This is a genomic window from Streptomyces sp. NPDC051976, assembly GCF_040680795.1.
In the GTDB taxonomy this organism is placed as follows: Bacteria; Actinomycetota; Actinomycetes; order Streptomycetales; family Streptomycetaceae; genus Actinacidiphila.
Genome location: NZ_JBFAXL010000014.1, coordinates 44,459 through 59,145, shown reverse-complemented (window position 1 = coordinate 59,145; position 14,687 = coordinate 44,459). Strand labels below are relative to the sequence as shown.

Sequence of the window (14,687 nt, the reverse complement as noted above, 5' to 3'; positions counted from 1 at the left end):
AGCCCCCAGTCCGAACAGTTCGTCCGTCGTGCCCGGTGCCGCCGGACCGACCCGGAGCACCGGCTCCGACCGGCCCATTCCCCACACCACAGGACGTCACACGTTCGGAGCAGTCACCAGATTAGCGGCGCGGCGGCCCGCGGCGTGGCCGCGAGCCGCCGATTGGCCTTGCCCGTCCGGTTACTTGGCGCTTTCCTCCTCCTGCTGCCGCAGTTTCGCGGCCAGTTGCGCCGGCATCGGTTCGTGCCGGGCGTAGTGGCGGCTGAACCGCCCGGTGCCGTGCGACAGCGAGCGCAGGTCGATGGCGTAGCGGCCGATCTCGATCTCCGGCACCTCGGCGCGCACCACGGAACGCCCCAGGCCGGCGGGCTCGGTGCCGAGCACCCGGCCGCGGCGCCCCGACAGATCGCTCATCACCGGGCCGACGAACGCGTCGGGCACCATCACCCCGACCTCGGCCACCGGTTCCAGCAGATGGATACGGGAGCCCGCCGCCGCCTCCCGCAGCGCGAGCGCCCCCGCGGTCTGGAAGGCCGCGTCGGAGGAGTCCACCGAGTGCGCCTTGCCGTCGGTGAGGGTGACCCGGATGTCGACGACGGCGAAGCCGAGCGCCACCCCGCGGGCGGCCTGGGTGCGTACGCCCTTCTCCACCGACGGGATGAACTGCCGTGGCACCGCCCCGCCGATCACCTTGTCGACGAACTCGATACCGGAGCCGACCGGCAGCGGCTCCACCTCGATGTCGCAGATCGCGAACTGCCCGTGCCCGCCGGACTGCTTGACGTGCCGCCCGCGGGCGGTGGCCGCCTCGCCGAACGTCTCACGCAGCGCGACCTTGTACGGGACGGTGTCGACCTGAACGCCGTAGCGGCTGCGCAGCCGCTCCAGGGCCACCTCGGCGTGCGCCTCGCCCAGGCACCACAGCACGACCTGCCGGGTGTCCGGGTTGTGCTCCAGGCGCATCGTGGGGTCCTCGGCGACCAGCCGCGCCAGGCCCTGCGAGAGCTTGTCCTCGTCCGCCTTGCTGTGCGCCTCGATGGCGATCGGCAGCAGCGGGTCGGGCATCACCCAGGGCTCCATCAGCAGCGGCTCGTCCTTGGCGGAGAGCGTGTCGCCGGTCTCGGCCCTGGTGAGCTTGGCGACGCACACCAGATCGCCCGCGGCGGCCGACGGGACCGGCCGCTGCAGCTTGCCGAACGGCGACGACAGCGCGCCCACCCGCTCGTCCACGTCGTGGTCCTCGTGACCGCGGTCCTCCATGCCGTGCCCCGAGACATGCACCGTCTCGTCGGGCCGCAGCGTGCCGGAGAACACCCGTACCAGGCTGATCCTGCCGACGTACGGGTCGGAGGAGGTCTTCACCACCTCCGCCGCAAGCGGCCCGTCCGGGTCGCACGCCAGCGCGGGCCGCGTGCCGCCCTCGGGGGTGGTGACCGGTGGCACCTCGCGCTCCAGCGGGGTCGGGAAGCCGCCGGTGACCAGCTCCAGCAGCTCCACCGTGCCCAGGCCCTGCCGGGCGCCCTCGGCGGCGGGCGCGGCCGCCAGCACCGGGTGGAAGGAGCCCCTGGCCACCGCCCGCTCCAGATCCTCGATCAGCGTCTTGACGTCGAGCTCCTCGCCCCCGAGGTAGCGGTCCATCAAGGTCTCGTCCTCGCTCTCGGCGATGATCCCCTCGATCAGCCGGTTGCGGGCGTCCTCGACCAGCGGCCGCAGATCGCCGTCCGGGGCGCCGTCGACCCGCTCGCCCGACCCGTAGTCGTACACGCGCTGCGACAGCAGCCCCGCCAGGCCCGTCACCGGCGCGTGGCCGTCGGGACCGGTGGGGCCGTGCACCGGCAGATAGAGCGGCAGCACGCTGTCGGGGGAGTCCCCGCCCAGCTCCGCCGCGCACTGCGCCGCCATCTCCTCGAAGCCGGCCCGCGCCGACTCCAGATGCGTCACCACCACCGCCCGGGGCATGCCGACCGCCGCGCACTCCTCCCAGACCATGCGGGTCGCGCCACCGATGCCCTCGCCGTCCTGGGCGGCCGAGACGACGAAAAGGGCCGCGTCCGCCGCGCGCAGACCGGCCCTCAGCTCACCGACGAAGTCGGCGTATCCCGGAGTGTCCAGAAGATTGACCTTGATCCCTCCCCACTCCACCGGGACGAGGGACAGCTGTACGGATCGCTGTTGTCGTTGTTCGATCTCGTCGTGGTCGGAGACCGAGCCGCCGTCCTCCACCCGGCCCGCCCGGTTCACCGCTCCGGTGGCCAGCGCGAGCGCCTCCACCAATGTCGTCTTGCCTGCTCCGCAGTGGCCGACCAGCACCACATTGCGCACCTTCTCGGGGCGGCCGGCCGTCGGTGCCCTTCCGGCGGCTCCTGGCTGTGCGTCTTTTCTGTCCGCTGCACCACCCACGTGTTCTCGCCTCCCGGTCCGTAACTTCATGGGGGACCGCGTCCACTGAGGGGACGCGTCTGAGGGGCGCCACGGGAGACCGCACAGGCGGCCTCGACGACGCCCGCGGTCTCTCGACCTTCCCACGACGGTCACGCTGCGTCCATACGTCGTACGTCCGCGGGCCCCGCGCGGGCCCCGCGCGGGCCCCCCGCGGGGCGGCCCGGGCGGTGCCTGCGGCGTCGGGTACGCGGCGGCTGGCTACGATGGGCCATCCGGCTGCCGTACCGGCCGCCGTACCTCCATCCTCCGACCTGTCGGGAAGGCCATGCTGAACAAGTACGCGCGTGCGTTCTTCACGCGTGTTCTCACGCCGTTCGCCTCGTTCCTCCTGCGCAGAGGGGTCAGCCCGGACGCGGTGACGCTGCTCGGAACCGCGGGTGTCATGGCGGGCGCGCTGGTGTTCTACCCCAGGGGCGAGTTCTTCTGGGGCACCGTCGTCATCACCCTGTTCGTCTTCTCGGACCTGGTGGACGGCAACATGGCCCGCCAGGCCGGGGTCTCCAGCCGCTGGGGCGCCTTCCTCGACTCCACCCTCGACCGGGTGGCGGACGCGGGGATCTTCGGCGGCCTCGCCATGTGGTACGCGGGCAAGGGCGACGACCTGGTGCTCTGCGCGGTGACGATCTTCTGCCTGGCCAGCGGCCAGGTGGTGTCCTACACCAAGGCGCGCGGCGAGGCGATCGGCCTGCCGGTCAACGTCAACGGCCTGGTCGAGCGGGCCGAGCGGCTGGTGATCACCCTGACGCTGTGCGGCTTCTCCGGACTCCACAAGTTCGGCGTGCCCGGCATCCAGTACCTGCTGCCGATCGCCCTGTGGGTGGTCGCCGCGGGCAGCCTGGTGACGCTGGTGCAGCGGGTGGTCACGGTGCGCCGCGAGTCCGCCGAGGCCGACGCCGCGGCGGCCGCCACCCCGCCCGCCACGGCCGGCCACGGGAGCGGCGCGTGAAGGAACGCCTCACCGACGGCCTGTACGGGCTCGCCTGGAGCGCGGTCAAGCGGCTCCCGGAACCGGCCGCCCGGGGCCTGGGCCGCACCCTCGCGGACGTGGTGTGGCGGCAGCGCGGCAAGGGCGTACGCCGCCTGGAGGCGAACCTCGCACGGGTGGTGCCGGACGCGGACGAGGCCCGGCTGCGCGAGCTCTCCCGGGCCGGGATGCGCTCCTACCTGCGCTACTGGATGGAGTCCTTCCGGCTGCCCGCCTGGAGCAGGGACCGGGTCCGCGGCGGCTTCGACCCCAAGGACGTGCACTACCTGGTCGACGGGCTGGCCGCCGGGCGCGGGGTGATCCTGGCCCTGCCGCACATGGGCAACTACGACCTGGCGGGCGCCTGGGTCACCACCAAGCTGGAGACGCCGTTCACCACGGTCGCCGAGCGGCTCAAGCCGGAGACCCTCTACGACCGCTTCGTCGCCTACCGCGAGGGCCTGGGCATGGAGGTGCTGCCGCACACCGGCGGCTCCGCCTTCGGCACCCTCGCCCGGCGGCTGCGCGCCGGCGGCCTGGTCTGCCTGGTCGCCGACCGCGACCTGTCCGCCTCCGGCGTCGAGGTCACCTTCTTCGGCGAGCGCACCCGGATGCCCGCGGGCCCGGCGATACTCGCCCAGCAGACCGGCGCCCTGCTGCTGCCGGTCACCCTCTGGTACGACGACTCACCCGTGATGCGCGGCCGGGTGCACCCGCCCGTCGAGGTCCCCGCGACCGGCGACCGCGCGTCGAAGACCGCGACCATGATCCAGGAACTCGCCGACGCGTACGCCTCGGGCATCGCCGAGCACCCCGAGGACTGGCACATGCTCCAGCGGCTGTGGCTGGCCGACCTGGAACCGCGCCCGAACACCGCCGCGCCGGACCCCTCCACACCGGACTCCTCCACACCGGCCGCGGCCGACCCCGTACCACCCGATCGACCGGACAGCTCCGGAACGGAGAACACGTGAGGATCGGGATCGTCTGCCCGTACTCCTGGGACGTCCCCGGCGGCGTCCAGTTCCACATCCGCGACCTCGCCGAGCATCTGATCGCGCTCGGCCACGAGGTCTCCGTGCTCGCCCCCGCCGACGACGAGACCCCGCTGCCGGCGTACGTGGTCTCCGCGGGCCGCGCCGTGCCCGTGCCGTACAACGGCTCGGTGGCCCGGCTCAACTTCGGCTTCCTGTCCGCCGCCCGGGTCCGCCGCTGGCTGCACGACGGCAACTTCGACGTCATCCACATCCACGAGCCCGCCTCGCCGTCGCTCGGCCTGCTCGCCTGCTGGGCGGCGCAGGGGCCGATCGTGGCCACCTTCCACACCTCCAACCCCCGGTCGCGGGCGATGATCGCCGCGTACCCGATCCTGCAGCCCGCGCTGGAGAAGATCCGCGCCCGGATCGCGGTCAGCGAGTACGCCCGCCGCACCCTCGTCGAGCACCTCGGCGGGGACGCGGTCGTCATCCCCAACGGCGTCGACGTCGACTTCTTCGCGCGCGCCGAGCCGAAGAAGGAGTGGCAGGGCGGCACGCTCGGCTTCATCGGGCGGATCGACGAGCCCCGCAAGGGACTTCCGGTGCTGATGCGGGCGCTGCCGAGGATCCTCGAGCAGCGGCCCGACACCCGGCTGCTGGTCGCGGGCCGCGGCGACGAGGAGGAGGCGGTCGCCTCGCTGCCCGCCGCGATGCGCGAGCGGGTGGAGTTCCTCGGCATGGTCACCGACGAGGACAAGGCGCGGCTGCTGCGCAGCGTCGACGTGTACGTGGCGCCCAACACCGGCGGCGAGTCCTTCGGGATCATCCTGGTCGAGGCGATGTCGGCGGGCGCGGCGGTGCTCGCCAGCGACCTCGACGCCTTCGTGCAGGTCCTCGACCAGGGCGCCGCGGGCGAGATCTTCGCCAACGAGGACGCCGACGCGCTCGCCGACGCGGCGCTGCGGCTGCTCGGCGACCCGGAGCGCCGCGCCGAGCTGCGCGCGCGCGGCAGCGCCCATGTCCGCCGCTTCGACTGGTCGGCGGTCGGCGCCGACATCCTGTCCGTCTACGAGACGGTCGCCGACGGCGCCGCGCACGTGGCGACCGACGAACGCACCGGCCTGCGCGCCCGCTTCGGCCTCGCCAGGGAGTAGCACCTGGCGGGCGGCCCCTCCGGGCGCGGGTAGCCTTGCCGACCGTGACCACCACCTTCATCTGGGTCGCGGTGGCTGTCGTCGCCATCGGGCTCTACCTGAGCTGGACCGCCGGGCGTCTCGACCGGCTGCACGCGCGGATCGACGCGGCGCGGGCGGCACTTGACGCGCAGTTGCTGCGACGTGCCTCCGTGGCGCAGGAGTTGGCGACCGCCGGAGTACTCGACCCGGCCGCCTCCATCGTGCTCTACGAGTCGGCGCACGCGGCCCGGCAGGCCGAGCCCGACCAGCGGGAGGTCGCCGAGAGCGAGCTGAGCCAGGCGCTGCGGGTGGTGTTCTCCGAGCCCGGCGCCGTCGCCGAGGTCAAGGAAGCGCCCGGCGGCGAAGAGGCGATCAGGGAGCTGACCCAGGGGGTGCGCCGGGTGCCGATGGCCAGGCGCTTCCACAACGACGCGGTGCGCGCCGCGCGGGCGGTGCGCACCCACCGGGTGGTGCGCTGGTTCCGGCTCGCGGGACACGCGCCGTTCCCGCTCGCCTTCGAGATGGACGACGAGCCCCCGGCGCCGCTGACCGCCGACGGCGCGGGCGGCCACTGACGCGGGACGCGGGGAGCCACCGACGCGGAATTGGCCCTTTCCGGGCCGCCGTACCCGGCCGGATCATGGCAGAAAGCCACCTTTCCGTCATCCGTCTGGAGTGAGGTCTCACCGTGTCCACCACCACCTCCGCCGCAACCCCCGAGACCGGCACCGCGCGCGTCAAGCGCGGTATGGCCGAGCAGCTCAAGGGCGGCGTGATCATGGATGTCGTCACCCCGGAGCAGGCGAAGATCGCCGAGGACGCGGGCGCCGTGGCCGTCATGGCCCTGGAGCGGGTCCCCGCCGACATCCGCAAGGACGGCGGCGTGGCCCGCATGTCCGACCCGGACATGATCGACGGCATCATCAGCGCGGTCTCCATCCCGGTCATGGCCAAGTCCCGGATCGGCCACTTCGTCGAGGCCCAGGTCCTGCAGGCGCTCGGCGTCGACTACATCGACGAGTCCGAGGTCCTCACCCCGGCCGACGAGGCCAACCACTCCGACAAGTGGGCCTTCACCACCCCCTTCGTCTGCGGCGCCACCAACCTCGGCGAGGCCCTGCGCCGGATCGCCGAGGGCGCGGCCATGATCCGCTCCAAGGGCGAGGCCGGCACCGGCAACGTCGTCGAGGCGGTCCGCCACCTGCGCCAGATCAAGGGCGAGATCGGCCGGCTGCGCTCGCTGGACAACAACGAGCTGTACGCCGCCGCCAAGGAGCTGCGCGCCCCGTACGAGCTGGTCAAGGAGGTCGCCGAGCTGGGCAAGCTGCCCGTCGTGCTGTTCTCCGCCGGTGGTGTCGCCACCCCCGCCGACGCCGCGCTGATGCGCCAGCTCGGGGCCGAGGGCGTCTTCGTCGGCTCCGGCATCTTCAAGTCCGGCGACCCGGCCAAGCGCGCCGCGGCCATCGTCCGCGCCACCACCTTCTTCGACGACCCGAAGGTCATCGCGGACGCCTCCCGCAACCTGGGCGAGGCGATGGTCGGCATCAACTGCGACACGCTGCCGGAGTCCGAGCGCTACGCGAACCGTGGCTGGTAGTCACCCATGACCACTCCCACCATCGGCGTCCTGGCACTCCAGGGCGACGTCCGGGAGCACCTGACGGCACTGGCCGCGGCGGGCGCCGCGGCCAGGCCCGTCCGGCGCCCCGAGGAACTGGCCGAGATCGACGGCCTGGTCATACCCGGCGGCGAGTCCACCACCATCTCCAAGCTGGCGGTGCTCTTCGGCCTGATGGAGCCGCTGCGCGAGGCGATCGGCGGCGGCCTGCCGGTCTACGGCACCTGCGCCGGGCTGATCATGGTCGCCGACAAGATCCTCGACCCCCGCTCGGGGCAGGAGACCTTCGGCGGCATCGACATGATCGTCCGCCGTAACGCCTTCGGGCGGCAGAACGAGTCCTTCGAGGCGGCCGTCGAGGTCAGCGGCGTCGAGGGCGGCCCGGTCGAGGGCGTCTTCATCCGCGCCCCGTGGGTGGAGTCGGTCGGCGCCGAGGTCGAGGTGCTGGCCGAGCACGGCGGCCATATCGTCGCGGTGCGGCAGGCAAACGTGCTGGCGACGTCGTTCCATCCCGAGTTGACCGGCGACCACCGGGTGCATGAACTCTTCGTGGCCGCCGTGCGCTCCGCGACCTGAACGGATCCCGGTAGGATCGGCTGCGCGACGAAAGACAGCATTTGGTGACGCGAAGGAGACAGTCGGATGTCCGGCCACTCTAAATGGGCTACGACCAAGCACAAGAAGGCCGTGATCGATGCCAAGCGCGGCAAGCTCTTCGCGAAGCTGATCAAGAACATCGAGGTCGCGGCGCGCACCGGCGGCGCTGACCCGGACGGCAACCCCACCCTCTTCGACGCCATCCAGAAGGCCAAGAAGAGCTCGGTGCCGAACAAGAACATCGACAGCGCGGTGAAGCGCGGCGCCGGCCTCGAGGCCGGCGGTGCCGACTACCAGACGATCATGTACGAGGGCTACGGCCCGAACGGCGTCGCGGTGCTCATCGAGTGCCTCACCGACAACCGCAACCGCGCCGCCTCCGACGTCCGGGTCGCCATGACCCGCAACGGCGGCTCGATGGCCGACCCGGGCTCGGTGTCGTACCTGTTCAACCGCAAGGGCGTGGTGATCGTCCCCAAGGGCGAGCTGGGCGAGGACGACGTCCTGGGCGCGGTCCTGGACGCGGGCGCCGAGGAGGTCAACGACCTCGGTGAGTCCTACGAGGTGATCAGCGAGGCCACCGACCTGGTGCCGGTCCGCAAGGCGCTCCAGGAGGCGGGCATCGACTACGACTCGGCCGACGCCAACTTCCTGCCGACCATGCAGGTCGAACTGGACGAGGACGGCGCCCGCCGGATCTTCAAGCTGATCGACGCGCTGGAGGACAGCGACGACGTCCAGAACGTCTTCGCCAACTTCGACGTCTCGGACGAGGTCATGGAGAAGGTCGACGCCTGACGGCTCGTCACGGAGGGGCCGGCGGGGACACACCCCGTCGGCCCCTCCGTCGTTTGTCAGTGCGAACCGATAGCCTGCGGGAACGTGCCGGACGACGGCGCGGATCCGGCGGAAGGGGGGGGCATGGTGCGAGTGCTGGGCGTGGACCCGGGACTGACCCGGTGCGGCATCGGCGTGGTGGACGGCGTCCCCGGCCGCCCCCTGACGATGGTCGGCGTCGGTGTCGTCCGCACCCCGGCCGACGCGGAGATCGGCGCCCGGCTGGTGCTGATCGAGCGCGGCATCGAGGAGTGGCTGGACGCGCACCGCCCCGAAGCCGTCGCCGTGGAGCGGGTCTTCAGCCAGCACAACGTCCGCACGGTCATGGGCACCGCCCAGGCCAGCGCGGTGGCGATCCTGTGCGCCTCCCGGCGCGGGCTGCCGGTCCATCTGCACACCCCGAGCGAGGTCAAGGCCGCGGTCACCGGCAGCGGCCGGGCCGACAAGGCCCAGGTCGGCGCGATGGTCACCCGGCTGCTGCGGCTCGACGCACCCCCGAAACCGGCCGACGCCGCCGACGCTCTGGCGCTGGCCATCTGTCACATCTGGCGCGGCGCCGCCACCAACCGGCTCCAGCAGGCCATCGCCGCCCACCGACCGTCCCGAGCACAGGAGTCCGCCACGTGATCGCCTTCGTCAGCGGCCCGGTCGCCGCCCTCGCCCCGGACACCGCGGTCATCGAGGTCGGCGGCGTGGGCATGGCCGTGAGCTGCGCGCCCAACACCCTTGCCACGCTGCGGATCGGCCAGCCCGCCAAGCTCGCCACCTCCCTGGTGGTCCGCGAGGACTCGCTGACCCTCTACGGCTTCTGCGACGACGACGAGCGGCAGGTCTTCGAACTGCTCCAGACCGTCAGCGGCGTCGGCCCCCGGCTCGCCCAGACGATGCTCGCCGTCCACACCCCCGACGCGCTGCGGCTCGCGGTGGCCTCGGGCGACGAGAAGGCGCTGACCGCGGTGCCCGGGATCGGGAAGAAGGGCGCGCAGCGGCTGCTGCTCGAACTCAAGGACCGGCTCGGCGAACCGCTGGGACCCGGCGCGGGCCAGGGGATCGGCAGCCCGGTCGGCAATTCCTGGAACGCCCAGCTGCACGCCGCGCTGCTCGGCCTCGGCTACGCCACCCGCGAGGCCGACGAGGCGGTCGCCGCCGTCACCCCGCAGGCGGAGGCCGCCGCCGAGCCGAACGTGGGCGTGCTGCTGCGCGCGGCCCTGCAGACCCTCAACCGCACCCGCTGACCGGGAAGACCTTTCATGAACTGGGACGACGCCACCTCGCAGGCACCCGAGCGGCTGGTCGGCTCCGCCGCCGACAGCGAGGAGCAGGCGATCGAGGCCGCGCTCCGGCCCAAGGACCTCGGCGAGTTCGTCGGGCAGGAGCGGGTGCGCGAGCAGCTCGGCCTGGTCCTGCAGGCCGCCAGGCAGCGCGGCGGGACCGCCGACCATGTACTGCTCTCGGGTGCCCCGGGCCTCGGCAAGACCACTCTTTCGATGATCATCGCCGCCGAGATGGGAGTCCCGATCCGGATCACCTCGGGCCCCGCCATCCAGCACGCCGGCGACCTGGCCGCGATCCTCTCCTCGCTCCAGGAGGGCGAGGTGCTCTTCCTCGACGAGATCCACCGGATGTCGCGGCCCGCCGAGGAGATGCTCTACATGGCGATGGAGGACTACCGGGTCGACGTGATCGTCGGCAAGGGCCCCGGCGCCACCGCCATCCCGCTGGAACTGCCGCCCTTCACCCTGGTCGGCGCCACCACCAGGGCCGGACTGCTGCCGCCGCCGCTGCGCGACCGCTTCGGCTTCACCGGGCACATGGAGTTCTACGCCCCCGCCGAGCTGGAGCGGGTGATCCGCCGCTCGGCCGGACTGCTGGACGTCCAGGTCGACCCGGCGGGGGCCGCCGAGATCGCCGGGCGCTCCCGCGGCACGCCCCGTATCGCCAACCGGCTGCTGCGCAGGGTCCGCGACTACGCCCAGGTCAGGGCGGACGGCGTGGTCACCCAGGAGACCGCCGCGCGGGCGCTGGAGGTCTACGAGGTCGACGCCCGCGGTCTCGACCGGCTCGACCGCGCGGTGCTGCAGGCACTGCTGAAGCTCTTCGGCGGTGGCCCGGTCGGGCTGTCGACGCTCGCGGTGGCCGTCGGCGAGGAGCGGGAGACCGTCGAGGAGGTGGCCGAACCCTTCCTGGTCCGCGAGGGACTGCTGGCCCGTACCCCGCGGGGACGGGTGGCCACCCCGGCGGCCTGGGTGCACCTGGGACTCGTACCACCGCAGAACTCACCGGGACCGGGACAGACCGGTCTGTTCGGCCCCTGACGTCACAGGGGAATCGCCTTTTCAGGAACCTCAGTGCCATGCTTGGCGTTGTTCCAGCGGCGAGCCAGCGCTTAGACTCCGCCGACGCCCTTCCTCCGGAGCGGCACACATATCCCGAAACCCAGGCCAACCCCCCACGGGAAGGCCGTGCGAAGGAACGTCCAGACCGTGAGTATCGTCACTATTCTCCCCCTCATCCTGATTGTCGGCGTCATGTTCATGATGACGCGCTCGGCGAAGAACAAGCAGCGCCAGGCATCGGAGATGCGCAATCAGATGGAGCCCGGCTCCGGCGTCCGCACCATCGGCGGCATGTACGCCGTGGTGAAGGAAGTGAATGAGGAGACGGTCCTCCTGGAACTCACGGACGGTGTGCACGCCCACTTCGCCAAGAACGCCATCGGCGCGGTCCTGGCCGAAGAGGAGTTCAACCGGATCGTGCACGGGATCGAGCCGGAGGAGATCGCCGAGGACTCCGACGACGCGGCTACCGGGGACGCCGTGGCGGCGGAGCACTCCGAGGAGGCGGCCGCGGGCCGTATCGACCTCAGCAAGGACGACGACGCGGACGGGTCCGGCGACGCCGCGACCGCCGACGCGGCGAAGGACAGCACCGAGGACGCTCCGGGGCCTGACAGCTCCAGCTCCAAGTAGCACCGGGTCCGGCTCACACACCACTTCGTGGCCACCCCAGGACCGAGTTGATCCGGGGGGCGCGGTAGGACAGGGAGAAACAAGAAGGTGGCAGCACCCAAGAAGGGCCGCAGGTCCTCGGGGAGTCAGGGTTACCCCGGGCGCGCACTGGCCGTGATCCTCATCGCCCTGGTGGCGCTGACCGGAGGGATCTTCCTCTCCGGCCACAAGACTCCCCGGTTGGGCATCGACCTCGCCGGCGGTGTCAGCATCACCTTGACCGCCAATCCCGACAAGGGGCACCCGGTCACCAAGGCGAACATGAACACCGCCAAGGACATCATCAACCGGCGCGTCAACGGCCTCGGTGTCTCCGAGGCCGAGGTGCAGACCCAGGGCTCGAAGAACATCATCGTCAACATCCCCAAGGGCACCAACGCGGACCAGGCGGAGCGGCAGGTCGGTACGACCGCGCAGCTCGCCTTCCGCCAGGTGCTCTTGGTGACGAGCGGTGAGCCCGCCAAGCCCACGGCCAGCCCGTCGGCGACTCCTTCGGGTACCGCGACGCCGAAGCCGTCCGGCAGCGCCTCGCCGAAGTCCACCTCGAAGTCCACCGGGACCCCCTCGTCCACCCCGAAGGGCCGCGCGGTCAGCTCCGCGCTGACCTCGGGTGTGAACAAGGCGCCCACCCCGGTCCCCACCGCCACCCCGAGCGCGCCCGCCACCGGCTCCACGCCGTCGGGCAGCACCGGTGACGTGTCCGTCCCGGCCGACCTGCAGGCCAAGCTCGCCGCCCTGGACTGCACCGACCCGGTCCAGCGCGCCAGGGCCAGCGAGCACGCCCTGCCCACCGACAAGGTCGTGGCCTGCGGACAGCAGGGCGGGCAGTGGCTCAAGTACGCGCTCGGCCCGACGCTGATCGACGGCAAGAAGGTCTCCGGCGCCAGCTCCCGGTTCGACTCCCAGCAGGGCAACGGCTGGGTCGTCGACCTGAACTTCAACTCCTCGGGCGCCAAGGCCTTCACCTCGGTCACCAGCAACCTGGCGAGCCAGCAGAACCCGAACAACCAGTTCGCGATCGACCTCGACGGCAACGTGGTGTCCGCCCCGTCGGTGTCCTACGCCCTCACCGGCGGCAGCGCCCAGATCTCCGGCAGCTTCACCCAGCAGTCCGCCGACGACCTGGCGAACGTCCTGAAGTACGGCTCGCTGCCGCTGGCCTTCACCATCTCCGACAAGACCACCGTCTCGGCCGCCCTCGGCGGCGAGCAGCTGCGCGGCGGTCTGATCGCCGGCGCCGTCGGCCTGGCGCTGGTCGTGCTCTACCTGGTCGCCTACTACCGCGGCCTGGCCGCGGTGGCGATCCTCAGCCTCCTGGTGTCGGCGGCGCTGACCTACACGATCATGTGCCTGCTCGGTGAGGCCATCGGCTTCGCGCTGAACCTGCCGGCGGTCTGCGGTGCCATCGTGGCCATCGGTATCACCGCCGACTCGTTCATCGTGTTCTTCGAACGCATCAGGGACGAGCTACGGGAAGGCCGGTCCCTTCAGCCGGCCGTGGCCCGTGGCTGGCCCCGCGCCCGGCGCACCATCATGGTGTCCGACTTCGTGTCCTTCCTGGCCGCCGCGGTGCTGTTCGTGGTGACCGTCGGCAAGGTCCAGGGCTTCGCGTTCACCCTCGGTCTGACCACCGTGCTCGACGTGGTGGTGGTCTTCCTGTTCACCAAGCCGCTCATGACGATCCTGGCCCGCAGGCCCTTCTTCGCGCAGGGCCACAAGTGGTCCGGCCTCGACCCGAAGGCACTCGGAGTGAAATCGCCGCTGCGCCGCGTCCGCCGTACGTCCAGCACCGAGACGAAGGAGGCCTGATGTCCAAGTTCAGCAATCTCGGGCACCGGCTGCACCGCGGTGAGATCGCGTACGACTTCGTCGGCAAGCGCAAGCTCTGGTACGGCGTCTCGCTCCTGATCACGGTCGCCGCGATCGTGGGCCTGGCGGTCAACGGCCTCAAGCTCGGCATCGAGTTCTCCGGCGGCGCGGTCTTCACCACGCCCAAGACGTCGATCTCGGTCTCGGCCGCGCACGACAAGATCGCCGGCGACACCGCGGGCCATGACGCGACGATCCAGAAGCTGGGCAACGGCAGCCTGCGCATCCAGGTCAGCGACATCTCCACCGATGTCTCCAAGCAGGTCCAGAAGAACATCGGCAAGGACCTGGGGATCGCCTCCACGAAGATCGACGCCGAGATCGTCGGCCCGAGCTGGGGCAAGGAGATCTCCCAGAAGGCCCTGGAAGGTCTGATCATCTTCCTGGTGCTGGTGGTCGCCTACCTGGCCATCGCCTTCGAGTGGCGCATGGCCGTGGCCGCGCTGGTCGCCCTGCTGCACGACCTCACGATCACCACCGGCGTCTACGCCATCGTCGGCTTCGAGGTCACTCCGGGTACGGTCATCGGTCTGCTGACGATCCTCGGTTACTCGCTCTACGACACCGTCGTGGTCTTCGACGGTCTCAAGGAAGCCAGCAAGGACATCACCAAGAAGAACAGGTTCACCTACAGCGAGGTCGCCAACCGCAGCCTCAACGCCACCCTGGTGCGGTCCATCAACACCACGGTCGTGGCACTGCTGCCGGTCGGCGCCCTGCTCTTCATCGGTGGCGGCATCCTCGGCGCGGGCATGCTCAACGACATCGCGCTCGCGCTGTTCGTCGGCCTCACCGCCGGCGCGTACTCCTCGATCTTCATCGCCACCCCGATCGTGGCGGACCTCAAGGAGCGCGAGCCGCAGATGAAGGCCCTGCGCAGGCGGGTGCTGGCCAAGCGCGCCGCCGACGCCAAGCGGGCCGCGGAGGCCGAAGCGCGCGGCGAGAGCCCCGAGGACGAGGCGGACGACGACTCCGCCGAGCCCGAGGACGCCGAGGCGGCCGCCGCCGTCGTCGGCCCGCGCGGCCAGGGCGCCAGGACCACCGGCGCCCGCCCGCAGTCCGGCAGCCGTGGCAGCCGCGGCCGCAACCGCCCCTCGGGCAAGCGGCGCTGACCACTGATCGCCGCCGCCCGGTCCTCGTGACCGGGCGGCGGCGATTTGCCGTTCCCGGCCGGTCCCTGGCGGGATGATGGGGGACGGC

The 14,687-nt window shown here is 71.7% G+C and carries 14 protein-coding genes; 13 read left to right on the top strand and 1 reads right to left on the bottom strand.

What is annotated here, in order from left to right; genetic code table 11:
* Positions 1-180: 180 nt before the first annotated feature.
* Positions 181-2,400 (bottom strand): elongation factor G-like protein EF-G2, encoded by a 2,220-nt coding sequence (locus tag AB0M29_RS16900; protein WP_365383201.1) that lies wholly within the window; start codon positions 2,398-2,400, stop codon positions 181-183.
* Between the two features lie 307 nt (positions 2,401-2,707).
* Between AB0M29_RS16900 and pgsA the strand changes: the two genes are divergently transcribed.
* From pgsA to secF, 13 genes are all read left to right on the top strand, one after another.
* A complete protein-coding gene (pgsA, locus tag AB0M29_RS16895; RefSeq protein WP_365383199.1) occupies positions 2,708-3,388 on the top strand; it encodes a phosphatidylinositol phosphate synthase in 681 nt (226 codons plus the stop codon).
* Positions 3,385-4,380, top strand: coding sequence for a phosphatidylinositol mannoside acyltransferase (locus AB0M29_RS16890; protein WP_365383197.1), 996 nt, complete (start codon positions 3,385-3,387; stop codon positions 4,378-4,380). The genes pgsA and AB0M29_RS16890 overlap by 4 nt, the downstream gene beginning before the upstream one ends.
* A complete protein-coding gene (locus tag AB0M29_RS16885; RefSeq protein ID WP_365383196.1) occupies positions 4,377-5,537 on the top strand; it encodes a glycosyltransferase family 4 protein in 1,161 nt (386 codons plus the stop codon). Before AB0M29_RS16890 ends, AB0M29_RS16885 begins: the two co-directional genes overlap by 4 nt.
* A gap of 44 nt (positions 5,538-5,581) precedes the next feature.
* Positions 5,582-6,133: a hypothetical protein gene (locus AB0M29_RS16880; RefSeq protein WP_365383194.1), complete on the top strand. Its 552-nt coding sequence runs from the start codon at positions 5,582-5,584 to the stop codon at positions 6,131-6,133.
* 113 nt (positions 6,134-6,246) lie between these two features.
* A complete protein-coding gene (gene pdxS, locus AB0M29_RS16875) occupies positions 6,247-7,155 on the top strand; it encodes a pyridoxal 5'-phosphate synthase lyase subunit PdxS (protein ID WP_365383192.1) in 909 nt (302 codons plus the stop codon).
* Between the two features lie 6 nt (positions 7,156-7,161).
* Positions 7,162-7,752, top strand: coding sequence for a pyridoxal 5'-phosphate synthase glutaminase subunit PdxT (gene pdxT / locus AB0M29_RS16870; RefSeq protein WP_365383191.1), 591 nt, complete (start codon positions 7,162-7,164; stop codon positions 7,750-7,752).
* 66 nt (positions 7,753-7,818) lie between these two features.
* A complete protein-coding gene (locus AB0M29_RS16865) occupies positions 7,819-8,571 on the top strand; it encodes a YebC/PmpR family DNA-binding transcriptional regulator (RefSeq protein ID WP_328461563.1) in 753 nt (250 codons plus the stop codon).
* 126 nt (positions 8,572-8,697) lie between these two features.
* The gene (gene ruvC, locus AB0M29_RS16860) at positions 8,698-9,237 is read left to right on the top strand and encodes a crossover junction endodeoxyribonuclease RuvC (RefSeq protein WP_365383384.1); all 540 of its coding nucleotides are present in this window, start codon (positions 8,698-8,700) and stop codon (positions 9,235-9,237) included.
* On the top strand, positions 9,234-9,845 hold the full coding sequence (ruvA, locus tag AB0M29_RS16855; protein ID WP_365383188.1) for a Holliday junction branch migration protein RuvA: 612 nt from the start codon (positions 9,234-9,236) through the stop codon (positions 9,843-9,845). Before ruvC ends, ruvA begins: the two co-directional genes overlap by 4 nt.
* 15 nt (positions 9,846-9,860) lie before the next feature.
* The gene (ruvB, locus tag AB0M29_RS16850; RefSeq protein ID WP_365383186.1) at positions 9,861-10,925 is read left to right on the top strand and encodes a Holliday junction branch migration DNA helicase RuvB; all 1,065 of its coding nucleotides are present in this window, start codon (positions 9,861-9,863) and stop codon (positions 10,923-10,925) included.
* Between the two features lie 168 nt (positions 10,926-11,093).
* Positions 11,094-11,579: a preprotein translocase subunit YajC gene (yajC, locus tag AB0M29_RS16845; RefSeq protein WP_365383184.1), complete on the top strand. Its 486-nt coding sequence runs from the start codon at positions 11,094-11,096 to the stop codon at positions 11,577-11,579.
* An 87-nt stretch (positions 11,580-11,666) separates the two neighbouring features.
* On the top strand, positions 11,667-13,427 hold the full coding sequence (gene secD, locus AB0M29_RS16840) for a protein translocase subunit SecD (protein WP_365383182.1): 1,761 nt from the start codon (positions 11,667-11,669) through the stop codon (positions 13,425-13,427).
* The gene (gene secF / locus AB0M29_RS16835; RefSeq protein WP_365383180.1) at positions 13,427-14,599 is read left to right on the top strand and encodes a protein translocase subunit SecF; all 1,173 of its coding nucleotides are present in this window, start codon (positions 13,427-13,429) and stop codon (positions 14,597-14,599) included. The genes secD and secF overlap by 1 nt, the downstream gene beginning before the upstream one ends.
* Positions 14,600-14,687: the final 88 nt, after the last annotated feature.